The following is a 21,528-nucleotide window of genomic DNA, read 5'->3' on the forward strand; positions in this document are numbered from 1 at the left end:
GTTCATGGCTGCGGGCATGGCCGGCTGGCGCCCGTCGCCAAGGTCAGAACTGCAGCCTTGTCACATTGTCTTCGCGTCGTCCCAGCAGGCTCAGCAGGCCCACCAGCTGATTGGCGGCGTCGGGGTCGGCATGGGCCGTGCCCTCGAAGCGTGCCTGGCGCCCCAGCGCGCCTTCGCCCTCGAGGTGCAGCGGCCCGTTGACGGTACGCAACTGGAGCCTGCCGGCACCGCCACTCCAGTCGATCTCGGCACGGTAGCTGCCCAGCGGCCGCAGCCGGCTGATGGCTGACGACATATTGTCCAGGCGTAGCGTCAGGTGCCCGGCGACCTGGTTGTCCCGCGCCGAAAAACTTCCGCTCAGCGCCGACCAGTCGAGCTGCATGCGCCCGTCCGGGCGCAGGCTGTTGAACGGCGCGCCCAGTCCTTCGAGCAGCGCGGCCGGCAGGCGCAGGGCGCCGGCCTGGGCCTGCCAGCCGGCGGGCGTCACGGTGAGCGTCACGGGGCCGCTCATGGCCTCCGTGTGGTTGAGCGTCACGCGCAGCCTGCCGGCGAACAGCGGCCAGAACGCCAGCGACCATTGCAGCCGGCCCGGCAGCACCGTGGCCGTTTCGCTGCCGCTGCCGGCCGACAGCGCCAGCGTGGCACTGCCTTGCCACAGGGTGCCCTGCGCGTCGGCCAGCAGCAGCCGGTTCTGCGTCTGCCCGGCCACGGCATCGGCGATCCAGGCTGCGGGCAGCGCTGCCAGCACCGTGGTGCCCGCCACCGCCAGCCCGAGCGCGAGCCAGCCCAGGCTGCGCCAGCCGCGCGGGCCGTGCGCGGGGCGTCGGGACAGGCGCAGAGCCTCCAGCCGTGCCATCAGCGCTGGCCGCCGTTGGCGGCGGGGCCCTGCAGGGTCGCGCTCATATTGACCAGCGCGGTCGCGCCGACGTAGGTCAGCTTCGCGTCGATCACCTTCAGCCGCTGCTGCTGGCGCACGTCCTGCAGCCAGGCCGCGACCGCACCGAACGGCACCTTGTCGAGCTGGAGCTGCACGCTGCCGTCGCCGCCGGCCGCCAGCCGCGTCGCCTTCAGGCCCTGCTGGGTCAGGCTGGCCTGCAGCGCCTGGGTCAGGGCCTCGCCGTGCAGTGACGGCGGCGGATTGCTGTTCAGGCTGCGTGCTTCCTGGGCCAGGGTCTCCATCTCGGCCAGGTCGGCGCGCTGCTGGGGCAGGCTGCGCTGCAGCCGGGCGCTGCCTTCGGCGGCGGGCTCCCACAGCAGGCTGTAGCCGGCCACCACCGCCAGGATGGCGGCGCCGCCGGCCAGGATCCATTGTTCGCGCGGATTGCGCGCCGACCAGAAGGCATGGAAGCGTTCCCGCCAGGCATCGGGCAGGCGAGGGCGCACCAGGCGGGACAGGCTGGCCAGGCGGGACAGGGGGCGGCGCGCCGGTTTGCCGCCGGGTGCGGCCAGGCCCGGTGCGCGGCCGGGGGCGGAGTCTTTGGTCGGTGTCACGTTGCGTTCCTGGGCACAGGGGCGGGCAGGGCGTGGCGCATGGCGCCGCTGTCGGCGCGACTCATAGGGCGGGCTTGACCGTCCAGCGCGACCCTGCCTGGGCCTGGCTGCCCTCGCGGGGGCTGTTGTCTTCGTCCATCGCGAGCCCGGCCTGGCGGGCGGCGCTGCGCAGGCCGGCGGTGTCGGTGCCGGGCTTGAGTGTCACGTACAGCGTGCGGGCGCGGTATTCCATGGCCTGCAGGCCGTCGGGCGGCAGCTGGCGGGCGGCCTGGGCGAAACGGTCGGCCAGCGGCAGGAAGTCTTCCGGCACGCTGCGTCCGCTGGCCAGGCGCAATTGCTCGACCTGGCGGCGCATCTGCAGCGGCGGGTCCACCACCACCGGCAATTGCGGAAAGGCACTGCGCAGGGCCTGCACCTGGGCCGCCGCGAGACGCTGCTGTTCCTGGCGCAGCAGCATCCATTGAATGTTCATGCCTGCGAGCTGCACCAGCAGCAGGCCGGCGGCCAGTGCCAGCGGCAGGCGCCACGCCTGCAGGTTCCAGCGCTCGGCGCGGCCCTGCGCGAACTCGAACTGGGCCAGGTCAAGCGCCGGCTCGCGCAGGCATTGCTGCGCGCCGTCCAGCCACAGGGACCAGCCAAGCGAAGCGGGCGGTACCGGCAGGCGGGCATGGTGGCCGGCTTGACGGTCCGCATGCCAGGTGCCGGCCGGCGCCAGCGCGTGCCAGGCGGCAAGGGCCTCGTCGCCCAGCTGCAGGCCGTAGCCGGCATGCGCGCCGGTACGCACCGTCACCTGCCACAGGCGCTGTGCCTGGGGATGCGCGGCAAAGGCGTCGCCGGCAAGCAGGCCGTCGTCCTCGGCCAGCGTCGGTGTGGCGTCCTCGATGGCGAGCGTGGCGGGCGGCGCTGCCGCGCTGCCGCCTTCCTGGCCGTCCGTCGTTGTGGGCGAGGCGGCGCTTTCGGCAATTTCCGCGGCGTCTGCTGCCGGCCGCGCCAGCGGCAGGCAAAGCTGCGCCGGCAGGATGCAGCGGCGGCGGTGCCCATGTTCGGCAAAGGCGTCGAGCACGGCACGCAGCCAGGCTCGCTCCACCACCATCAGCAGCCGCCTGCGGGCGCCGCGTGCAGCGCCTGCCGGCGCGGCTTCCAGCGCGGGGCCCACCGCGATATGGCTGAGCTGGGCATCGGTGGCCAGCACGTCCTCGGCCAGGTTCGGCAAGGCAAGCTTGAGGCGCGCCGGCGCCAGCGGCGGTACGTCGGCCTCGGTCAGCAGCACGTCGCCGGCCGACAGGATCAGCACCAGCCGCTCCGCCGCCGGCATTTCCTCGATGCGGGCGTGGCCTTCGCGCAACACTGCGGCCGCCTGCGCGCTGGCGCCGCGGCGACCCTTGCCGGCGGCCGGGTCGCGCACCAGCGCGAACGGCAGGGCGCCGAAGCGCCATGGCTGGGGCTGGTCGTGCGGGCGCGAGGGAATGCGGACGTACAGGGAGGTGCTCAAGGTCTGCTTGCCAAAACGAATTGGAAGGTCGCGGGCGGGCCAGGCGGGAGCAGTGCCGCCTCGCCCTGTCGGTGGTGCGCCGGTCGAGCCGGCACGGGGCTGGAGCGTCGGGCTGGCGAAAGCGTGCCCGCGCAGGCCGCACCATACCTTGCCTGTGTGACCAATTGGCGTCAATACGTAATTCTGAGCAGATATTTCCCCACCCAGGGACCGACCAAGGGGGGATTGCCGCTTACCGGGTTTCCGGCATGCGGTCGATATCGTGGATCCACAGCACGCGTGTGCTGTTGGCGTTGGCCTGGGCGTCGGCCCGGTAGACCAGCGAGACCTGCATGCGCAACGCCCGCTCATGACGGATCTGGCCGTAGACCAGGAAATAGTGGCTGCTCACGTCGAGCGCGCTGGCGGCGGCACTCGGGTCCGCCTGCGGCGCCAGCGTGCCCAGTTGCGTCTGGACATCGCTGAGTTTATTGAAGTAGGCGCGGTCGCGCTGCCGCACCAGCTCGCGCGCGCGGTCCAGCGGCAGCTTGTCGATGACCGCCGCCAGCACTTCGGCGTCGGCGGTGTTCGCGTTGACCACGGTGCGTTCGGGCAGGAAAACGACGAAGGGTTCCAGCGCCGCCACGATCTGCGGGGTGAAGCCGGGCACGGCGAGCAGGTCGTCGGCGCTGTCGGGCGGGCGTGGCGCCTGCGGGCCGCCTTGTTGGCCGCCCTGCAGGCCGCGCTGGGCAGACAGGACGTAGCGGGCCGCGGCGTCGGCCAGGCCCGCATCCAGGCCCAGCGTGCCCAGCAGGCGCTGGAAGGCCGCCAGCGCGATGTTGTCGGTGGCGGCGGCGCGGCCCTGGCTTTCGGTGGTGGTCCAGCTCACCAGGTTGTTCAGGTTGAAGCGCGCCTGGGCGTCCATGACTCTCCCCGACAGGAAGGAGGTTTCGCCGGCCTGGTCGGTGCGCAGCGCGGCGCCGAGGAAGTCGGACAGCCGGGTCTCGGCGATGGGCACCGCCCAGGGCTCGCCGAGCTGGTCGACGTTGGTGCGGCGCTGGTCGTCGCGCAGGATCAGCCGTGCCCAGTCGACCGCTGCCTTTTCGATCCAGGCTGCCTGTGCCGTCAGCCGCTGGTTCTCCACCGAGCGGATCTGCACCTGCTGGCGCCACAGCATGCCCGAGACCACCACCACGGCCAGCGTGACGATCAGCAGCGCGGTCACCACGGCGGCGCCACGCGCGCGCCGCGCGCCGGCAAGCAGTTCAGGCCGGCGGTGGCGGGGAGGGCTTGGCCGCATCATAGTCCGGTCAGGCAGATCTTCTGGAAGCGGCGGGGTGCGTCGCCGTCACCCATGCGCGCCATCAGCGTGAGTTCGAGCCCGCGCAGCACCGGCCCCGTGATGGAGGAGACGACCACCGGCGCCGAGGCAGGCACGGCCGAGGCGCCGCCGGCCAGCAGCGCGCCGCGCAGGGCGCCGTTGTCGACCTGCCAGCCACCGGGTTCCACCCAGGCGCGCACCGTCAGCGCCTCGGCATTGCCCACCAGGGCGCGTCCCGGTGCGCCGTCCGGGCGCCGCAGGCTGCGCAGCGCCGCCTCCACCGCGGCACGGTTGTCAGCCGGCGGCGCCGCCGCGCGCACCACGGTATTGCCGTCGAGCCGGTAGGCCACGACCTGCCAGGTGGTCGCGCTGTTCTCGGTGCGGCGGTCGCGCACCATCAGCAGCAGGCCGGGGGCGATCTCCACCGGGCTGGCCTGCAGCGCGGCCGGGCTGGCCAGGTGCTCGCAGTCGGCCTGGAACTGGCCGTAGAGGACCTTGAGCGCGTCCAGGCGGGCGTCGTGGTCGGTCAGGCGCTCGCGGCCGCGGGTCATGGCGTCCAGTGCGCGCCAGCCGATCACGGCCATCACCGCCAGCAAGGTGATGGCCACCAGCATCTCGAGCAGGGTGAAGCCCGAGGCCGTGCGCCGGCGCGGTGCCCGCGCGCCGTCAGAGCAGGTTGCGCGTTTCATTGGGGACGATGGTGACCAGCCAGGCGAGCCGCACGGAGCGGTCGGCGGCCGAAGGGTAGACGGCGATTTCCACGCGGCGGAAGAAGGGGTTGGGCGTGCCGGAGACCGTTTCCTCGCAATACAGCGCCGTGCCGCCCTGGGGGCATTCGTAGCCGCGTGTGCCCGGTTCCGGCCAGGTCTTGGTCAGGCGCAGCGTGGCGAGATGGTTCTCTGCGCTCCACTCGGCCAGCATGCGGGACTGCAGCGCGCTCCCGGCTTCGATCATCGAACCCATGGCGCGCATCGCCGCGGTCAGCGCCACGGCAAGGATGGTCAGCGCCACCAGTACTTCGATCAGCGTGAAGCCGCGCCTGGCATGCCGGCCAGGCTGGCAGGCGCCTATCGGGCAGGGGAAAAGACGGCGCCCGGCGAGGCGCTGCGGCCGGCGCATCATGGCGCCACCGCGCGGTAGCGGCCGCTGCCGTCGCCGGTCACGTCGACACGGATATTGCCCCGCATCAGCACGAGCCGCTGCGGCTCGCCCAGCGGCTCGCGGCCGAACACCAGGCGTGCGGTGCCGCGCTCCATGCGGCCGCCCTCGACCACGGTCACCTGGTCGGGTGCGAGGCGCCAGTGGCCGGGCGCGAACACATCATTGGCCAGCGGCCGCCAGCCGTTCGGCGTGGCCACCAGGAAGCGCCAGCCGCTGGCATCGCCTTCCCAGGCCAGCGCACGGGCGCGCAGTTGCGCTTCTTCCTGCGCCAGTTCGAACAGGCGCGCGATGCGCTGCCCGTCGTCGAGCAGCCGGCCGCGTTCGTTGGGCGAGGCATTGACCGCCACCAGCGAGATCACGATGCCGGCGATCACCATCACCACCAGCAGTTCCAGCAGGGTGAAGCCCCGGTGGCGTACCATCCGGGCCGCCTCGGGACGCATGGGCACCGGGCGCATGCTGGCGATGGCCTGTTCGATTATTCCCAGTTGCCGATGTCGGCGTCGTTGCCGCTGCCGCCGGCCTGGCCATCGGCGCCGAAGCTGAACACGTCGATCTCGCTGCGCACGCCGGGATTCAGGAATTGGTAGGGATGGCCCCAGGGGTCCTTGGGCAGCTTCTCGAGATAGCCGCCGCCCTTCCAGTTGTTGGGCACGGGCTCGACGGTGGGCTTGCTGACCAGGGCCGCCAGGCCCTGCTCGGTGGTCGGGTAGCGGCCGTTGTCCAGGCGGTAGAGCTTCAGTGCCTGCATGATCGAGGAGATATCCTGGCGGGCCGCCACGATGCGCGCCTCGTCCGGGCGGCTCATGATTTTGGGCACCACCAGTGCAGCCAGCACGCCGAGGATCACGATCACCACCATGATCTCGATCAGCGTGAAGCCGCGGCTGCGGCGCGTGCCGCGGCGGCAGGCGAGGGGAGAAGCAGCGAATCTTTGCATCGCGAATCTATGTATCGGAATCAGTGTGTCTGTCAGGCCTGGAACGGATGGCCCTGCCCCAGGGGCGCCGGCGTCGGCTCGCGAGCCGGGTACGCCGCTCAGCCGTTCAGTATAACCGCGGGTTTGTGACCATTCGATGCTCCGCGCGCAGGGAACGCTGGGAAGCCAGACAGTTGTCATGTGCCTCTGTTACGCTAACCGCTTTCCGACCCGTAGAACCACCCCGTGCAAATCTCGCTCCGGCCCGCACTCCGTATCGCGCCTCCCGGCGCCTGGCTCCCCCGACTGGCGGCCGTGGCGCTGTTCGTGGCGCTGTGCGCGCTGGCCACCTGGTGGGCGCTGCGGTTCGCCGCGATGAAAACCATTCCGGTGCCGCAGAGCGCGCGCCTCGCGCAGGCCGAGGCGGTGGAAACCGGCGGGCTGGGAACCCTGTTCGGCGGCTCGGTGCAGTCCGGCGTGCGCGATGTGCAGCTGATCGGCGTGGTGGCTGATGTGGACAATGGCGCCGGCGCCGCCATCATTTCGCTGGATGGCGGCCCGCCCAAGTCCGTGCGCGCCGGCACCGCATTGTCGCCGCAGCTGCGCCTGGTCGAGATTCGCGGGCGCGCCGTGATCATCGAGCGCAATGGTGTGCGCCAGGAAGTCCTGCTGCCGGTGCAGGCCGGCGTCGTCCCGGCGCACGCCGGCGCGGCGCCGCAGCCGGCACCGCCTGCCGGCGCCGCCGCGCCGCTTTCCACCATGACGGCCATCCCGCCCGCAGGCATGCAGCCGGCAAGTCCGCCGGTCATGCCGGCACCGCCCGTGGCCGTCGCCCCGGGTGAGCCGCCCGGCGCCGCCAAGGATTGATCAGGCAAAGCGCCTTATCATTCATTTCTTTTCCGCGTACTACGCTTCCTTACGGCCCCGAAAGCTTTGTGTGAGGCGCGTAACATCTTATTAAATTCGCCAACTTGCCATCATCTTCCGCGTTCTAATCGCCATATGCCCATTCGTACTGCAAGGAGCACGGACATGCAAGGCAAGAAGATGAAGCGTAACGTCCAGCGATTCCTGGCCGCATCGGCGGTCTTCCTGGTGACGGGAGGCGCATTTGCGCAAAGCGCCGCCGGCCCGGCTTCACGCCCGAACGACAGCTGGAAGGGGGCCGGCGCCCACGATCGGATGGACGGTGGCCTGGGGTGGCTGAAGGCCGCGGACACCAACGGCGACGGCGTCGTCACCAAGGCGGAATTCGACGCGCTGTTCAAGCGGATCGACGCCAACCACGACGGCAAGATCGACCAGGCGGAGGCACAGGCTTTCCGCAAGGCGATGTGGGAGGAGCGGCGCGCCAAGATGGAAGCCCGCTTGGAAGCCAGGTTCAAGGCCGCCGACAAGAATGGCGACGGCGCCCTGACCAAGGATGAGGTGCAGGCCGGCCTGCCGCGCCTGGCGCCCTACTTCGACCAGCTCGACACGAACCACGACGGCAAGCTGACCATGGACGAGATCCGCGCCGGCATGCGCAAGATGCACGAAGAGCGGATGCAGCGCATGCAGCAAGGTCGGCCGCAGATGCCCGGTGGCGCGTCCGCACCCTCTGGCGGCTGACGCGGCGGCAGGGCGCATCAGCATCGGCAAGCGCGGCCTGAGGGCCGCGCTTTTTCATTGGGGCATTCCGGTGTGCTGCTGGCTGCGGCGGGGCGCAGTGGGCGGCGCTATCCGTCCTTGTGCAGCACGCCGCGGCGCATCTGGTCCAGTTCGATCGATTCGAACAGCGCCTTGAAGTTGCCCTCGCCGAAGCCCTGGTTGCCCTTGCGCTGGATGAACTCGAAGAAGATCGGGCCCAGCTGGTTCTCGGAGAAGATCTGCAGCAGCAGGTCGCCTGGCGCACCGTCGATCAGGATGCGGCGCGCCTGCAGGGCGGCGACGTTCTCGCCGTGGCCCTGGATGCGTTTCTCGACCAGTTCGTAGTAGGTATCCGGCGTATCGAGCATCTTGACGCCCGCCGCGCGCAGCGCGTCGACGGTACGGTACAGGTCATCCGAGCCCAGGGCGACGTGCTGGACGCCCTCGCCGTGGTAGCGGTCGAGGTATTCCTGGATCTGGCCTGGCTTCTCGGTGCCTTCCTCGTTGATCGGGATACGGATCTTGCCGCAGGGGCTGGTCATGACCTTGGACTTGATGCCGGTGACCTGGCCCTCGATGTCGAAGTAGCGGATCTGGCGGAAGTTGAAGAAGCGCTCATAGAATTCCGCCCATTCCTTCATGCGGCCGCGGTGGACGTTGTGCGTGAGGTGGTCGATATAGGTCAGGCCGAAGCCGGCCGGGCGGGGATCGGCGCCGGCAATGGGGGCGAAATCGACGTCGTAGATGCTGATATTGCCGACGTCGCCTGGCCTGGCGCCGTCCTTGCCTTGCCACCGGTCGACCAGGTAGATCAGCGAGTCCCCGATGCCCTTGATGGCCGGGATGTTCAGCTCCATCGGGCCGCTGCGGTTGTCGAACCCCCAGGCGCCAAGTTCCAGGGCGCGCCGGTAGGCCGCGGCGGCATCCTGCACCCGGAAGGCGATGGCGCAGATCGAGGGACCGTGCAGGCGGGCGAAGCGCTGGGCGAAGGCGTCGGGTTCGGCGTTGATGATGAAATTGATGCCGCCCTGGCGGTAGAGGGTGACCTTCTTGTGCCGGTGCCGCGCGATCGCGGTGAAGCCCATGTGCTCGAAGCGCAGCCCCATGCCTTCGGGATCCGGTGCGGCGTACTCGATGAATTCGAAGCCATCGGTGCCCATCGGGTTATCCCAGCCCGCGAAGCGGTCCGGGGAGGTGTCGTGGACGCTCATCACATCCTCCTTGCACGGCGCAGGGCGCCGGCGCGCAGCCCGGCCGGGTGGCAGCCGGCCTGAATCTAGGACCGTCACCGGTATGAAAAATTGCGTACTTATGCACAACTTGCTAAATTTGCGCAAAAAAATTGCCGACAAATATTTTGCGGAGCAACAATATCGTGAGCAAGGTGGAGCTGGACAAGATCGATCGGAAGATCCTGGAGGTACTTCAGACCAACGGCCGATTGACCAACCTGGAGGTGGCCGAGCGTGTCAACCTGTCGCCCAGCCCGTGCCTGCGGCGCATCCGCAGGCTGGAGGAGATCGGGGTGATCCGCCAATACGCGGCGCTGCTCGAGCCCGGCAAGATCGGCCTGGGCCTGCTGGCCTATATCAATGTGCGGCTGGAGAAACATGGTGGCGCGCCCAAGGGCAAGGCGCCGCTGGAGCAGTTTCGCGCCGCCATCGAGATCTGGCCCGAGGTTGTCGCCTGCCACACGATGACCGGCGAGATGGACCTGCTGCTAAAGGTCTATGTGGAGAACATGGAGCACTTCGCGCGCTTCATGAACGAGCAGTTGCTGGCTCATCCCGCGGTGATCGACGTGCGCTCCAGCTTCGCGCTGGAGAGCATCAAGGACACCACCGCGCTGCCGGTCGGCGGCGCCTGAAGCGGGGCCGGCCATGAAAAACGGCCCGCCATCCACAGGGATGGGGGCCGTTGGCGTCGTTGCGCGGGCGGGCTTGCCGCCGCGGCATCAGACGGTGTGCTTCTGCGGCACCATCGAGCGCCAGAAGCGCAGGCCGAAGCGGCGTGCATCGCGCAGGTTGCGGCGCACCAGGTAGTCCAGGTCGGCCACCTGCTCGTCCAGTGCCTCGGTCAGGCGGCTGACGGTGTCGGCCGGCGGCAGTTCCAGGTAGGCGTCGGCCTCGCCGTAAGCGTACTGCACCTTCATGCCGGCCTTCTTCGCGATGTGCATCATCGCCGCGTTACGCGACAGGCAGTGCATGTAGAGCGTGCGCACATTGGTGTTGCGCCCGTGGATGGCGGCGCGCTCGAACAGCGCGCTGCCGATGCCGCGCCCGCGCGCGCTGCGCGACACCGAGACGCCGAACTCCGCCACGCGGCCCTGCGCGTTGTCGCGCAGGTTGGCGAAGTGCCCCACGCCGACCAGTTCGAGATGCTCGTCATAGACGCCGAAGACCGAGTCGTGGTCGAAGTCGATGCTGTCGACATAGGCCTCGATTACGTGGTCTCCCACCGACTGGCCGAAACGGAGCAGGCGATCCTCCTCGCCCAGGGCGAGGAAATGCTTCAGCAGGCGCGAGCGATGATGGGCTGCCAGTTCCCGTACCAGGATGGTCGGGCGCTGCGCTGCCTGGGAGGCCTCGGCTGCCTTGCGGATATCTTCGTCGGTGACTGCCCCGACGGCCTTGCTCAGTTCGAGCGGATTCACTTGCTTTCCTTAGTGTTCGATCAGTATATAAGTAGCACGATGAGGGTGGATGTCCATGCACTTGCCTGTTGCAGCGTGCCGGATTGGGGCAAACACCATCTTGTTGCAACGCAAAAAGTATTGTAGTGGATTTGTCAGCTTGACGTAAGAATCGTGCGCCGCAACAGGCTCCCATTTTTGTAAGATTTGGAAAAAACCAACAAAATCAATGGTTTGTGTCTTGTGGTGCATACGAGACAAAGGCAAGCAGGAGGAAATTGCTGCAATGCCGCATAGTCTATGTTCCGGCTACTTTCAGCCCTTTCCTCATCTCCCGGCACCCATCCGATGATCGAGCCGCCCATCGTAGTGATCTATGCGAATCCCATGCCGCGGCACTCGCGCGTCAACCGGCCGCTGGCCGCAGCGCTGGAGGCCCTGCCCGGCGTGCAGATGCGCGATCTGTACGCCCGCTACACGGACTACGACATCGACGTGGTGGCGGAGCAGCGTGCCTTGTCCACGGCAAACGCCATCGTGCTGCAGTTTCCGCTGCGCTGGTACAGCGTGCCGCCGCTGCTCAAGCTGTGGATCGACGAGGTGCTGGAGAGCGGCTGGGCCTTCGGCCCGGGCGGCACCGCCTTGCGCGGCAAGTCGCTGATGGTGCTGGCCAGCGCGGGCGGCAGCGCCGACGCCTACTCGGCGCAGGGCAGCCACGGTTATGACGTCGAGCGCTTCCTGCTGCCGCTCGAGCAGACTGCGCGACTGTGCGGCATGGACTGGCTGCCGCCGCTGATGCTGCTCGAGGCCAACCATGTCGACGCGACGACGCTGGACGAACACATCGCGCGGGTGTCGGCCTGCCTGACTGGCGCGGCATGCCAGCCGAACGGGGAGGCAGCGCATGGATCAGCATGATTTCATGATCGCCCTGCTGGTCTTCCTGGTGGCGGCCGTAGTGGCCGTGCCGCTGGCGCGCCGGTTCGGGCTGGGCGCGGTCCTGGGCTACCTGCTGGCGGGGGCGGCGATCGGGCCGTGGGCGCTGCGCCTGGTGACCAATGTGGATTCCATCCTGCACTTCTCCGAGTTCGGCGTGGTGCTGATGATGTTCGTGATCGGCCTGGAACTGGAGCCGAAAAAGCTGTGGGCGCTGCGCCACTCCATCTTCGGTTTTGGCGGCGCGCAGATGGCGGCCTGCGCATTGGCCCTGGGCGGGGCCGCGGCCTTGGCCGGCGCCAGCTGGCAGGTCGCGCTGGTGGCGGGGCTGGGCCTGGCGCTGTCGTCCACCGCCATCGCGCTGGCGACGCTGGTGGAGCGCAACCTGCTCGGCACGCCGGCGGGGACCGCCAGCTTCGGCATCCTGCTGTTCCAGGACATTGCCGCCATCCCGATGATCGCACTGTTGCCGCTGCTGGCCGCCGGCAGCGCCGGCGCCGCCATCGCCACGCCGGGCGCCGGCTGGCTGGCTGCCCTCAAGGCGGTGGCCGTGATCGGCGCCGTCGTGGTGGGCGGGCGCTATCTGGTGCGGCCGGCGCTGCGCATCATCGTGCGCACCGACATGCGCGAGATGTTCACCGCCTTTGCCTTGCTGCTCGTGGTCGCCATCGCGCTGATGATGGACGCGGTGGGGCTGTCGATGGCGCTGGGCACGTTCCTGGCGGGCGTGCTGCTGGCCGACTCCGAATACCGCCACGCGCTGGAAGCCGACATCGAGCCCTTCAAGGGCCTGCTGCTGGGGCTGTTCTTCATGGCCGTGGGCATGTCGATCGACTTCGGCGTGCTGGCGCAGGCGCCGTGGCGCGTGCTGGGGCTGGTGGTGGCCTTCGTCACCATCAAGTTGGTGGCGCTGACCCTCCTGGCACCGCGTTTCGGCATCGCACGCGGCCAGCGCCTGCTGTTCGCGCTGGCCATCTCGCAGGGCGGCGAGTTCGCCTTCGTGGTGTTCGGGGCGGCAGCCGGCGGCGGCTTGCTGCCGGCGGACAGTGCGGCGCTGTTGGTGCTGATCGTGGCGCTGTCGATGGTATCGACACCTTTGCTGCTGCTGGTCTACGACCGGCTGGTGGCGCCTCGGCTGGAACGGTTCTCCGAGCGGCCCGACGACGTGATTCCTCCGCAGCACAACCCGGTGCTGATCGCGGGCTTCGGCCGTTTCGGGCAGATCGTCGGGCGCTTGCTGTACGCGCAGGGTGTCGGCGTGACCGTGCTCGACCATGACCCGGACCAGATCGAGTTCCTGCGCCGCTTCGGCTTCAAGGTCTTCTACGGCGACGCCACCCGCATCGACCTGCTGGAGTCGGCGGGCGCGGCCAACGCCCGCATCCTGGTGGTGGCGATCGATGGCATGGAAGACAGCCTGGCGCTGATCGACCGCGTGCGCGAACGTTTCCCGCATCTGGAGATCCATGCCCGCGCGCGCCACCTCAGCCACATCTACCAGCTCAAGGACCGGGGCGTGGAAACCTATGAGCGCGAGATGTTCGAGGGCTCTCTGGCAATGGGCCGCCGCGTGCTGGAGGGCCTGGGCTACGATCCGGCCGAGGCGCGCGCGCTGGCATTGAAGTTCCGCCGCCACAACGTCGCCGCGATCGATCGCTTCTATCCGCATTACACGGATCAGACCAAGATGGTCTCGATGGCACGGCAGGCGCGTGAGGAGCTGGAGGAGATGTTCCGCCAGGATCGCGAGCAGCGCCGCCAGCGCGAGGAGGCAAAGTGGGACTGAGCCTGGCGGACGGTGCCGCCGGCCGAGCGCTGCGCCGCAACGCCCGCCGCAACCCCGTCAGTAGCCGGCCGGCGGCTTGCCGGCGGCGGCCAGCGCGAGCCGGCCTTCGCCTTGGGCGGACGCCCCGGCCTGGCCGGCAGCTGCCGCGGCCGCCGCGCCGGGCAGGCCGCCCGCCAGCAATTCGATGACGATTTCGGCGAAGTCCGCATAGGACAGCCGGCCGCCCGGCTTGAGCCAGGTGAAGGTCCAGTTGATCATGCCGAACACGGTCATGGTCAGCGCGGTCTGGTTCTCGCGCGTGACGCGCTCGGGATAGGCCAGCCGCAGCAGCCGCGAGAAGGCGGCCACCACGTCGCGCTCGCGCTTGAGGATCAGGTCGCGCTGCTCCTCGGCAAGGAACTTGACGTCGTTGATCAGCGCAATGTGCCGGGTCTGCGAGTTCTCGTACTCGGCCAGGAAGGCCCGGATCAGGTTGGCGAAGCGCGCGCGGTCGTCGAGGTGGCGCCGTTCGGCCTCGGCATCGACCTCGGTGACGATCAGCATCAGCCGTCGGGTGTAGCGGTCGAGCAAGTCGAACAGGATGGCTTCCTTGCTCTCGTAGTAGTGGTACAGCCGCGCCTTCGATGTGCCGCAGGCCGCGGCCAGGTCGGCCATCGAGGTGCTGGGGTAGCTGCTGGCGGCGAAGGCGGAGGCCGCCAGTTCCAGGATCTGCTCGCGCTGCGCCTCGAAGTCGGGCGCCTTGGTACGGGCCATATTGGGGTGTTACTCCGATTACTCCGATTGCTCTGATTACTCGGCGTCCGGCGCGATATTGCGGCGCAGCTCGCAGGTCTGCAGGGAATCGGCGTTGCCGCGCAGCACCAGCTGGCCGGTGCCGATCAGTTCGCGGCAGCGCCAGAACACGAACCAGTCGCTGGCGAGCAGTCCCTCGATCGCGCCCATCACGCCGCCGACCACCTGTGCAGCGGGGGTCCATGCGGCCGGGCAATGCTCCAGGATCACGTCGTCCACCGTGTGGTAGGCGGCGGGCACCAGCGTATTGCCCTTCCACAGGCGCACGTCGGCGTTTTCCTTGACGCATTGCTGCCATTCGTAGCCGAGCCGCCCCAGGCGCAGCACGGAGACGGGCGCAATGGTGGAAAAGCGCCGCGCCAGGCGCGCCGCCGGGTACATGCCCACCGACGTCAGATTGTTGTGCGCCGGCATGTCGAGCTCCCGCGCGTCCAGCGCCACCTCATTGATGCGCTGGGGCATCTGGTAGAGATGGAACACCACGCGACGCAGCATCAGCTGGTCGGAGGCGCTCTGGCCGTGCCAGATGGCGACTTCAGGCTCGCTCTTGCGCACGTCCTGCAACTGGTCCAGCGCCTGGCGCATCTCGGCGGCGAAATCGATGTCGGTGTGCGGCGCCACCCGCTGCCAGAAGCCGGAGCGGATCAGGCCCGAACCGTCGACATCCGATAGCGGCCCCACCGCGAGGTCATCGCGCAGCACCACCACCGGGTCCGGCCGGGCCGCTTCCGCGAGCGCCTGGCGCATCGTATTTCCCGCTACGTCACCGTTGACGACATGGATGTATTGCATGGGCAAGATTGTAGATGGCGGCTCCGCTCGGGAAACCGATGCATGGGCTGCCGCGTGCGCTCGCCGGCATCCCTCCCATCCATGCATTGTAGCTGCGGCGCGTTACCGCGCGCGATGGGCCTTGTGCGCTCCTACCGGCGTCCCTGCCGCCGACGGTCTCAGCGCTCGTCGTAACTGACGACCACACGCGGCGTCAGCGCGCGCGCCTGGCAGGTCAGCACGAAGCCCTTTTCCATCTCCCAGGGTTCCAGCGTGTAGTTCTTCTCCATCTCGACCTTGCCCTCCAGCACCTTGGCCCGGCAGGTGCAGCAGACGCCGCCCTTGCAGGCGTAGGGCAGGTCCAGGCCGGCGGCCAGCGCGGTATCGAGCACGTTGGCGTCCTGCAGCGGCAGCCGCATCGCGTGCTGCTTGCCGTCGAGCACCACCACCAGCTCGGCGGTGCCGGCATCGCTGGCGCCGCCGAGGGAGGCGGCCGGCTTGCGCGCCGGCGCGGACGGCATCGGCACCCCGAAGCGCTCGGCATGGATCCGGTGCGGGTCGACGCCGGCCTCGCGCAGCGCCGCCTCCACCTCGTCGATCATCGAGGCCGGTCCGCACACGAAGGCCGCGTCGATGGTGTCGGGCGGGATCAGCGTGTCGAGAAAGGTCGCCACGCGGGCGCGGTCGAGGCGGCCGTGCAGCAGATCCACCTCCTGCGGCTGGCGCGACAGCACGTGGTAGAGCGTGAAGCGCGACAGGTATTGGTTCTTCAGGTCTTCGAGCGCTTCCGAAAAGATGATGCTGTCGACACTACGATTGCCGTAGACCAGCGTGAAGCGGCTGCCCGGCTCGCGCGCCAGCGTGGTGCGTACCAGAGACAGTACCGGCGTGATGCCGCTGCCGGCGGCGAAGGCCACGTAGTGGCGCGAAGAGTCTGCCTCCAGCGGCACATAGAAGCGGCCGTCCGGCGTCATCACGTCGATGGTCTGGCCGGCGGCGACGGTGTCATGGAGGTGGCCGGAGAACAGGCCGTCCTCGACCAGCTTGACGGCCACCCGCAGCTCACCGCGCTCCTCGTAGTCCTGCACGGCGCTGCAGATCGAGTAGGAGCGGCGCACGTCCTGGCCGTCGACCGGCGCGCGCAGCGTCAGGAACTGTCCCTGCGTGAAGTGGTAGGCGTCGCGCAGCGGCGGCGGCACGTCGAAGGCGATCGAGATGGTGTCGGCGGTTTCTGGGCGGACCTGCGCCACGCGCAGTGGATGGAACTGTGGGGTCATGGCACTTCCGGCCTGGCGCCGGCTTCTGGGTGTTGGGGGCGGAAAGGTCGCGGGCCGGCCTCGGCGCCGGGCATCACTTCAGTGCAGCGGTGCGGTCAGTAGGGTTTGAAATAGTCGAAGGGCTCCCGGCAATCGAGACAGCGGTACAGCGCCTTGCAGGCGGTCGAGGCGAAGCGGGCCAGTTCCTGCGTATGCAGGCTGCCGCAGCGCGGGCAGGCCACGTCCTCGCGCGCCGCGCCGGCGGCGCCGGGCACGAAGCGCAGCGGCCGGGCGGGATCCGCCCCACCGGTTCCCGCGCTGCAGGCGCCCGGCGGAGCGATGCCGAAGGCACGCAGCTTGGCCCGCCCCTCGGGGCTGATCCAGTCGGTGCTCCAGGCCGGTGCCAGCACGGTGCGGATGCGCCAGGGCGCGAGCCCGGCCGCGTCGAGCGCCCTGCCGACGTCCTGCGCGATCTGCTCCATCGCCGGGCAGCCAGAGTACGTCGGCGTGATCACCACTTCGAGCGTGCCGTCCTGCTCCATGCGCACCTCGCGCAGAATGCCCAGGTCGCGGATCGACACCACCGGGATTTCCGGGTCCGGCACGCTCTCCAGGGCCGCCCAGGCCAGCTCCGCGCGCTCGCGTGGCGCGTTGCCCGCGATGGATGACGCGGCGGTCGGTCGAGCAGCTTGCATGGTGTCTCTCCGCTGCGATGCCGGCGGCGCCGGTGCTACCACTGCGCGCCGGGATGGGCGCGCGCCAGCCCCTGCAATTCGGCCAGCAGGTAGCTCATGTGTTCCGAATGCACGCCTTCCTTGCCGCTGGAGATGAAACCGGAGGCCGGCGGCATCGCCAGCGTCGCGGCCTCCAGGGTGTCGCGCACGGTCACCTCCCAGGCTGGCCGGCAGTCGGCGGTGCGTACCGCGATGCCCTGCGCCGCGGCGGCTTCTTCCACCGGGTCGGGTGCGAAGCACTCGTTCATATAGGGCAGGAGGTGGTCGAGCGCCCGCTGCATGCGGGTGTGCGAGACCTCGGTGCCGTCGCCCAGGCGCACCGCCCAGCCAGCCGCATGGTGCAGGTGGTAGCGGGCTTCCTTCAGCGACTTGGCCGCGATGGCCGCCAGCTCGGCATCGGTGCTGCTCTCCAGGCGGCTCCAGATCTCCACCATCAGCGCACTGTAGAGGAAGTTGCGGGTGATGGTGACGGCATAGTCGCGGTCGGCGCTGGCCGTGCCGGCCAGCGGGCCGCTGTGCGGCAGCTCCAGCAGCGTCCAGTTGCGGAATTCGCGCTCGTCGCGCCAATAGGCGTAATCGTCCTCCTGGCGGGGACGGCCGCTCAGCTCGCCTTCCAGTGCGCCGGCATGGGCGTACAGCAGGCGCGCCTGGCCGATCAGGTCCAGGCTGATATTGGCCAGCGCGATATCCTCTTCCAGCACGGGCCCGTGGCCGCACCACTCGGCATTGCGCTGTCCCAGCACCAGGGCGTTGTCGGCCAGCCGCAGCACGTACTGCAGGCCCGCGGTGCGCGCCAGCGGCAGCCGGGTCAGCGCGGTAGGGGAGGTCGGGTTGCTCATGGTGGCCGGCCCTTACATATGGTTGACTTCAGCGGGCAGCTGATAAAAGGTCGGGTGCCGGTAGATCTTGTCGGCCATCGGGTCGAACAGCTCGGGCTTCTCCTCGGGCGCGCTGGCCGTGATAGCCACCGAAGGCACCACCCAGATCGATACGCCTTCCTGGCGCCGCGTGTAGACATCGCGTGCCATGTGCAGCGCCTGCTGCGCGTCCGCGGCATGCAGGCTGCCGCAATGCTTGTGCTCCAGACCTTGCTTGCTGCGGACGAACACTTCCCACAGCGGCCATTCCTTTTGTGTCATCGTCGTCTCCATTCGGTGGGGTGGGCGGTGGGGCGGAATCAGGCCGCCTTGCGTGCGGCTTCGGCTTCGCGAGCCGCCTGCTTGGCTGCATGCGCCAGCGCCGCCTCGCGTACCCAGGCGCCGTCATCGTGCGCCTTCACGCGCGTGGCCAGCCGTTCGCGGTTGCAGGGGCCGTCGCCGTCGATGACGCGCCAGAACTCTTTCCAGTCCAGCGGGCTGTAGTCGTAGTGGCCGCGCTCGGCATTCCACACCAGCCCGGGGTCGGGCAGGGTCACGCCCAGCACCCGTGCCTGCTCCACAGTGGCGTCGACGAACTTCTGGCGCAGGTCGTCATTGGAAATGCGCTTGATGCCCCAGGCCATGGTCTGCGCGCTGTTCGGCGATGCCGCATCGGGCGGGCCGAACATCATCAGCACGGGGAACCACCAGCGGTTCACCGCGTCTTGCACCATCTCGCGCTGGCCATCGGTGCCGCGCATCATTGCCAGCAGCGCGTCGAAGCCCTGGCGCTGGTGGAAGGACTCTTCCTTGCAGATGCGGATCATCGCGCGCGCGTAGGGCCCGTAGGAGCAGCGGCACAGCGGGATCTGATTCATGATCGCCGCGCCGTCGACCAGCCAGCCGATCACGCCGACGTCGGCCCAGCTCAGGGTCGGGTAGTTGAAGATCGACGAATACTTGGCACGGCCGGCGTGCAGCGCGTCGACCAGGTCGTCGCGCGAGGCGTCGAGCGTCTCGGCGGCGGAATACAGGTAGAGCCCGTGGCCGCCTTCGTCCTGCACCTTGGCCAGCAGGATGGCCTTGCGCTTGAGCGAGGGCGCGCGGCTGATCCAGTTGCCCTCGGGCAGCATGCCGACGATTTCCGAGTGGGCGTGCTGGGAGATCTGGCGCACCAGCGTCTTGCGGTAGGCCGGCGGCATCCAGTCCTGCGGCTCGATCTTGCCGTCGGCCGCGATGCGCGCGTCAAAGGCGGCCTGCAGCGCGGCATCGGTCTGCTCCGGCGCGGCGGGCGGCGTGCCGGGCGCGGCAGGCTGGGCGGGCAGGTCCAGGCTTTGTGTGTACATAGCGCCTCCTTTGGCGGGGCCGCCCATGTCTTCTGGTTCTGGGGCTGGGGGCGGGTAGCACCATTATATATAAACCGACCGGTCGGTCAATTTACGGGAATGGATCCGCGCGCTGGACATGCGGGGGCCGCCCGCCAGGTCACGGGGCTTGCGCGTTTCGTGGTGCCTGCCCGCTTGCCCCGGCGGTCCCCATGGCAAGCGGGGGCTGCGTCGCCGCGCTCAGAACGGCTTGGACAGCGCCAGGTAGAAGCTGCGGCGCGGCGCGTACTGCGGCGCACCGACGCCGATGCCGGTGCCGTCGCGCAGCGCGTAGGAGCGGTCGAACAGGTTAACGATAGAGAAGCGTGCCTTGAGCTTGCCGATCACCGGCGCGTCAAAGGTATGCGCCACCCCCACGTTGACCTGGAAATAGCCCGCCAGGTGGCCGGTGTTGGCGAAACCGTTGCGCAGGCCCGAGCCGAACAGGGCGTCGGCGCTCAGCAGCGTGCCGCGCCAGAGGTAGGAGGTGCCGAAGGAGCCGCTGACAGTCTGGTCGTGGTCCAGATGCACCCAGTTGTTGGCGATATAGGCCAGTTCGGCCGGGTCGAAATTGAACTGCCCGCTCTCGATGCCCTTGGCCAGCGCACGCGACAGCGCCACGTTGGCGTAGGCGCCGAAATTGCCCTGCCGGTAGTTGGCGGTGCCTTCCAGCCCGTAGATCTTGCCGCGCGCGTAGTTGAAGGAGGAGAAGATCAGCGCATTGCCGAACTGCCCCTCGTCCTGCAGGTGGCGCACGTCACGGTAGTAGGCGTCGAGGCCCAGCGTCAGGTTGCGCGTGGCCTGGTGCGAGATGCCTACGTCGAAATAGTTGGAGCGCTCCGAGCGTACCGAGGTATTGGCGTCCGACGGCAGGGCATTGGTGGTGCCCTGGAACTTGGCCACCGAGGTGGTGTCGATCAGCTCCGTCGGCGGTGGCGTGAAGTAGCGGGCGTAGCCGGCATGCAGCCGCGTCGTGTTGGACAGGTCGTAGGTCAGCCCCAGGCGCGGGCTGAGCTGCTGCTCGCTGACGACCGTGTTGACGTGATCGTAGCGTGCGCCATAGTTCACCGTCAGCTTGTCGGTGGCCTTCCACTCGTCCTGCAGGTAGAAGCCGAGCGTGGTGCCGCCGAGGGTGCTGTTGTCGACGATGCTGAACGGCACGCCGCTGGTCTGGTTGCCGTCGGCATCGGCCGGGAACACGCTCGAGGTGTTGTTCACGATGGCGTGCTCGTACTGTACGAACACGCCCGTGCGCAGGGTGTGGCGCGGGTTGAGCACGTAGCTGGCGTCACCCTGCAGGCCGTAGGCCTCGTTGCTGCGCGTGATGTCCGAGGCGACGCCCTTGTAGACGAGGTCGCCGATCGGGTCCGGCGTGTAGTCGACGCGGCTGGTGCGGTGGAACAGCGAGACCTGGTAGTCGAGCGCCGCCGAGACCTTGTTCTGGTACGAGAGGATCTGGAAGTCCGTCTTCTCGCGCTGGCTGGCATTCAGGCTCTCGGAGGGCGGCGGCGTCACGCCGTCCAGCGTGAAGGCGGGCGTCAGGCCGGGCCGGTTCGGAATCTCGAAGCGATTGTTCGCGCTGCCGAAGATGAAGCTGACGCGCTGGTCCGGGTCGAGCAGGTAGGACAGCATGCCGAAGGCCTTGGCCTGGTCGGTATGGTCGTGGATCGCGTCGCGGGCCGGGGTGGGATTCTCGATGCCCAGGTTGTTCTCGAGGAAGGACCCGCTCAGGTAGTAGCTGAACGGCCCCTTGGTGCCCTGCAGTTGGGCGTCGACCTCGCGGTGGGCATGGCTGCCGAACACGGTGCCGATCTCGCCGCCGAAGGCCTTCGGCGCTTCCTCTTCCTCGTTGGCGGCGGCGCTGCCCTTGGTGCGGATATCGATGATGCCGGCCGTGCGGTAACCGTACTGCGCCGGCAGTGCGCCGGTCAGCAGGCTGATCTGGTCGGCGAAGCGGGTATCCAGCATCTGCCCGAAGCCGCTGATCGGCTCAGGAATGATCACGCCGTTGATGCGGTACTGCAGGTTGGCGTGGTCGCCGCGCACATGCAGCTGGCCGAAGGAATCCTGCGCGACGCCGGGCGCCTGCAGCAGCACCTGGTTCAGCGGCGTGTTCTCGCCCTGCGGCAGCGCGGCGATGTCTTCCTGGTCGAAGCGGTAGACCGAACTGCCGGTCTCGGGCGACAGCTTGTTGCGTGCCTCGTCGAGACGCTTGGCCGACACCACCACGGCGTTCAAGGACTTCTCGTCGGGCGGGGTGGGCGTGGCGGGCGTGGCCGGAGGCTGGCTGGCGGGCGGATCGGCCGCGGACGGGCCGGGAAGCGTGGCCTGCGCGTGCGCGGCGAGGGCGAGCGCGGACGCGGCGCCGGCCGCGATCGCGCGAAGGGGAAATCGGGACATGGAATGCC

General features: G+C 69.0%; 23 protein-coding genes. 5 read left to right on the forward strand and 18 right to left on the reverse strand.

Annotation, left to right across the window (positions count from 1 at the left end):
• Nucleotides 1–43: 43 nt before the first annotated feature.
• From AC1Z3O_RS20090 to gspG, 8 genes are all read right to left on the reverse strand, one after another.
• Nucleotides 44–856 carry a type II secretion system protein N gene (locus AC1Z3O_RS20090; RefSeq protein ID WP_483517447.1) on the reverse strand — a complete coding sequence of 271 codons (813 nt, stop codon included), beginning with the start codon at nt 854–856 and terminating at the stop codon, nt 44–46.
• Entirely contained in the window at nt 856–1,491 is a 636-nt protein-coding gene (locus AC1Z3O_RS20095) for a type II secretion system protein M (RefSeq protein WP_483517448.1), read from the reverse strand. Before AC1Z3O_RS20095 ends, AC1Z3O_RS20090 begins: the two co-directional genes overlap by 1 nt.
• A gap of 61 nt (nt 1,492–1,552) precedes the next feature.
• On the reverse strand, nt 1,553–2,983 hold the full coding sequence (gene gspL, locus AC1Z3O_RS20100; protein WP_483517449.1) for a type II secretion system protein GspL: 1,431 nt from the start codon (nt 2,981–2,983) through the stop codon (nt 1,553–1,555).
• Nucleotides 2,984–3,215: 232 nt separating this feature from the next.
• Nucleotides 3,216–4,265 carry a type II secretion system minor pseudopilin GspK gene (gene gspK, locus AC1Z3O_RS20105; protein ID WP_483517450.1) on the reverse strand — a complete coding sequence of 350 codons (1,050 nt, stop codon included), beginning with the start codon at nt 4,263–4,265 and terminating at the stop codon, nt 3,216–3,218.
• Nucleotides 4,262–4,972 (reverse strand): PulJ/GspJ family protein, encoded by a 711-nt coding sequence (locus AC1Z3O_RS20110; protein ID WP_483517451.1) that lies wholly within the window; start codon nt 4,970–4,972, stop codon nt 4,262–4,264. The genes gspK and AC1Z3O_RS20110 overlap by 4 nt, the downstream gene beginning before the upstream one ends.
• Nucleotides 4,950–5,402 (reverse strand): type II secretion system minor pseudopilin GspI, encoded by a 453-nt coding sequence (gene gspI / locus AC1Z3O_RS20115; protein WP_483517668.1) that lies wholly within the window; start codon nt 5,400–5,402, stop codon nt 4,950–4,952. The genes AC1Z3O_RS20110 and gspI overlap by 23 nt, the downstream gene beginning before the upstream one ends.
• Entirely contained in the window at nt 5,402–5,902 is a 501-nt protein-coding gene (locus AC1Z3O_RS20120) for a GspH/FimT family pseudopilin (RefSeq protein WP_483517452.1), read from the reverse strand. Before AC1Z3O_RS20120 ends, gspI begins: the two co-directional genes overlap by 1 nt.
• Nucleotides 5,903–5,922: 20 nt before the next feature.
• Nucleotides 5,923–6,384 carry a type II secretion system major pseudopilin GspG gene (gene gspG, locus AC1Z3O_RS20125; protein WP_483517453.1) on the reverse strand — a complete coding sequence of 154 codons (462 nt, stop codon included), beginning with the start codon at nt 6,382–6,384 and terminating at the stop codon, nt 5,923–5,925.
• 225 nt (nt 6,385–6,609) lie between these two features.
• Between gspG and AC1Z3O_RS20130 the strand changes: the two genes are divergently transcribed.
• Nucleotides 6,610–7,230, forward strand: coding sequence for a type II secretion system protein N (locus AC1Z3O_RS20130; RefSeq protein ID WP_483517454.1), 621 nt, complete (start codon nt 6,610–6,612; stop codon nt 7,228–7,230).
• Nucleotides 7,231–7,395: 165 nt separating this feature from the next.
• Nucleotides 7,396–7,974: an EF-hand domain-containing protein gene (locus AC1Z3O_RS20135; protein WP_483517455.1), complete on the forward strand. Its 579-nt coding sequence runs from the start codon at nt 7,396–7,398 to the stop codon at nt 7,972–7,974.
• 107 nt (nt 7,975–8,081) lie between these two features.
• Here AC1Z3O_RS20135 and hppD read toward each other — a convergent pair whose 3' ends face one another.
• Nucleotides 8,082–9,203, reverse strand: a complete 1,122-nt coding sequence (hppD, locus tag AC1Z3O_RS20140; protein WP_483517456.1) for a 4-hydroxyphenylpyruvate dioxygenase — start codon at nt 9,201–9,203, stop codon at nt 8,082–8,084.
• A gap of 164 nt (nt 9,204–9,367) precedes the next feature.
• Between hppD and AC1Z3O_RS20145 the strand changes: the two genes are divergently transcribed.
• Nucleotides 9,368–9,859, forward strand: coding sequence for an Lrp/AsnC family transcriptional regulator (locus tag AC1Z3O_RS20145; RefSeq protein WP_483517457.1), 492 nt, complete (start codon nt 9,368–9,370; stop codon nt 9,857–9,859).
• Between the two features lie 87 nt (nt 9,860–9,946).
• Here AC1Z3O_RS20145 and AC1Z3O_RS20150 read toward each other — a convergent pair whose 3' ends face one another.
• Complete coding sequence (locus AC1Z3O_RS20150) at nt 9,947–10,645, reverse strand: GNAT family N-acetyltransferase (protein WP_483517458.1); 699 nt, start codon at nt 10,643–10,645, stop codon at nt 9,947–9,949.
• Nucleotides 10,646–10,972: 327 nt separating this feature from the next.
• Here AC1Z3O_RS20150 and kefF point away from each other — a divergent pair, with 327 nt between their 5' ends.
• Together kefF and kefC are read left to right on the forward strand one after the other, a co-directional pair.
• Entirely contained in the window at nt 10,973–11,542 is a 570-nt protein-coding gene (kefF, locus tag AC1Z3O_RS20155) for a glutathione-regulated potassium-efflux system oxidoreductase KefF (protein WP_483517459.1), read from the forward strand.
• On the forward strand, nt 11,529–13,346 hold the full coding sequence (gene kefC, locus AC1Z3O_RS20160) for a glutathione-regulated potassium-efflux system protein KefC (protein WP_483517460.1): 1,818 nt from the start codon (nt 11,529–11,531) through the stop codon (nt 13,344–13,346). The genes kefF and kefC overlap by 14 nt, the downstream gene beginning before the upstream one ends.
• A 57-nt stretch (nt 13,347–13,403) precedes the next feature.
• Here the strand turns inward: kefC and AC1Z3O_RS20165 are convergent, their stop codons facing one another.
• The 8 genes from AC1Z3O_RS20165 to AC1Z3O_RS20200 form a co-directional block, all read right to left on the reverse strand.
• A complete protein-coding gene (locus AC1Z3O_RS20165) occupies nt 13,404–14,099 on the reverse strand; it encodes a TetR/AcrR family transcriptional regulator (protein ID WP_483517461.1) in 696 nt (231 codons plus the stop codon).
• Between the two features lie 36 nt (nt 14,100–14,135).
• Entirely contained in the window at nt 14,136–14,930 is a 795-nt protein-coding gene (locus tag AC1Z3O_RS20170; RefSeq protein ID WP_483517462.1) for a DUF1835 domain-containing protein, read from the reverse strand.
• Between the two features lie 158 nt (nt 14,931–15,088).
• Nucleotides 15,089–16,186 carry a 1,2-phenylacetyl-CoA epoxidase subunit PaaE gene (paaE, locus tag AC1Z3O_RS20175; protein WP_483517463.1) on the reverse strand — a complete coding sequence of 366 codons (1,098 nt, stop codon included), beginning with the start codon at nt 16,184–16,186 and terminating at the stop codon, nt 15,089–15,091.
• A 95-nt stretch (nt 16,187–16,281) separates the two neighbouring features.
• Nucleotides 16,282–16,860 (reverse strand): 1,2-phenylacetyl-CoA epoxidase subunit PaaD, encoded by a 579-nt coding sequence (gene paaD, locus AC1Z3O_RS20180; protein WP_483517464.1) that lies wholly within the window; start codon nt 16,858–16,860, stop codon nt 16,282–16,284.
• 35 nt (nt 16,861–16,895) lie between these two features.
• Nucleotides 16,896–17,738: a 1,2-phenylacetyl-CoA epoxidase subunit PaaC gene (paaC, locus tag AC1Z3O_RS20185; RefSeq protein ID WP_483517465.1), complete on the reverse strand. Its 843-nt coding sequence runs from the start codon at nt 17,736–17,738 to the stop codon at nt 16,896–16,898.
• A 12-nt stretch (nt 17,739–17,750) separates the two neighbouring features.
• On the reverse strand, nt 17,751–18,038 hold the full coding sequence (paaB, locus tag AC1Z3O_RS20190; RefSeq protein WP_483517466.1) for a 1,2-phenylacetyl-CoA epoxidase subunit PaaB: 288 nt from the start codon (nt 18,036–18,038) through the stop codon (nt 17,751–17,753).
• A 38-nt stretch (nt 18,039–18,076) separates the two neighbouring features.
• The gene (gene paaA, locus AC1Z3O_RS20195) at nt 18,077–19,102 is read right to left on the reverse strand and encodes a 1,2-phenylacetyl-CoA epoxidase subunit PaaA (protein ID WP_483517467.1); all 1,026 of its coding nucleotides are present in this window, start codon (nt 19,100–19,102) and stop codon (nt 18,077–18,079) included.
• A 219-nt stretch (nt 19,103–19,321) separates the two neighbouring features.
• Nucleotides 19,322–21,520 carry a TonB-dependent receptor gene (locus tag AC1Z3O_RS20200; RefSeq protein ID WP_483517468.1) on the reverse strand — a complete coding sequence of 733 codons (2,199 nt, stop codon included), beginning with the start codon at nt 21,518–21,520 and terminating at the stop codon, nt 19,322–19,324.
• Nucleotides 21,521–21,528 lie beyond the last annotated feature (8 nt).

The organism is Cupriavidus sp. 09_S30, assembly GCF_056930435.1.

Excerpts from the sequence above, each read along its gene's own strand:
- AC1Z3O_RS20090 (WP_483517447.1), bottom strand. The coding sequence starts at position 856 with ATGGCACGGCTGGAGGCTCTGCGCCTGTCCCGACGCCCCGCGCACGGC.
- gspK (WP_483517450.1), bottom strand. The coding sequence starts at position 4,265 with ATGATGCGGCCAAGCCCTCCCCGCCACCGCCGGCCTGAACTGCTTGCC.
- AC1Z3O_RS20110 (WP_483517451.1), bottom strand. The coding sequence starts at position 4,972 with ATGAAACGCGCAACCTGCTCTGACGGCGCGCGGGCACCGCGCCGGCGC.
- gspI (WP_483517668.1), bottom strand. The coding sequence starts at position 5,402 with ATGCGCCGGCCGCAGCGCCTCGCCGGGCGCCGTCTTTTCCCCTGCCCG.
- AC1Z3O_RS20120 (WP_483517452.1), bottom strand. The coding sequence starts at position 5,902 with ATGCGCCCGGTGCCCATGCGTCCCGAGGCGGCCCGGATGGTACGCCAC.
- gspG (WP_483517453.1), bottom strand. The coding sequence starts at position 6,384 with ATGCAAAGATTCGCTGCTTCTCCCCTCGCCTGCCGCCGCGGCACGCGC.
- AC1Z3O_RS20135 (WP_483517455.1), top strand. The coding sequence starts at position 7,396 with ATGCAAGGCAAGAAGATGAAGCGTAACGTCCAGCGATTCCTGGCCGCA.
- hppD (WP_483517456.1), bottom strand. The coding sequence starts at position 9,203 with ATGAGCGTCCACGACACCTCCCCGGACCGCTTCGCGGGCTGGGATAAC.
- kefF (WP_483517459.1), top strand. The coding sequence starts at position 10,973 with ATGATCGAGCCGCCCATCGTAGTGATCTATGCGAATCCCATGCCGCGG.
- kefC (WP_483517460.1), top strand. The coding sequence starts at position 11,529 with ATGGATCAGCATGATTTCATGATCGCCCTGCTGGTCTTCCTGGTGGCG.
- AC1Z3O_RS20165 (WP_483517461.1), bottom strand. The coding sequence starts at position 14,099 with ATGGCCCGTACCAAGGCGCCCGACTTCGAGGCGCAGCGCGAGCAGATC.
- AC1Z3O_RS20170 (WP_483517462.1), bottom strand. The coding sequence starts at position 14,930 with ATGCAATACATCCATGTCGTCAACGGTGACGTAGCGGGAAATACGATG.
- paaE (WP_483517463.1), bottom strand. The coding sequence starts at position 16,186 with ATGACCCCACAGTTCCATCCACTGCGCGTGGCGCAGGTCCGCCCAGAA.
- paaD (WP_483517464.1), bottom strand. The coding sequence starts at position 16,860 with ATGCAAGCTGCTCGACCGACCGCCGCGTCATCCATCGCGGGCAACGCG.
- paaC (WP_483517465.1), bottom strand. The coding sequence starts at position 17,738 with ATGAGCAACCCGACCTCCCCTACCGCGCTGACCCGGCTGCCGCTGGCG.
- paaB (WP_483517466.1), bottom strand. The coding sequence starts at position 18,038 with ATGACACAAAAGGAATGGCCGCTGTGGGAAGTGTTCGTCCGCAGCAAG.
- paaA (WP_483517467.1), bottom strand. The coding sequence starts at position 19,102 with ATGTACACACAAAGCCTGGACCTGCCCGCCCAGCCTGCCGCGCCCGGC.
- AC1Z3O_RS20200 (WP_483517468.1), bottom strand. The coding sequence starts at position 21,520 with ATGTCCCGATTTCCCCTTCGCGCGATCGCGGCCGGCGCCGCGTCCGCG.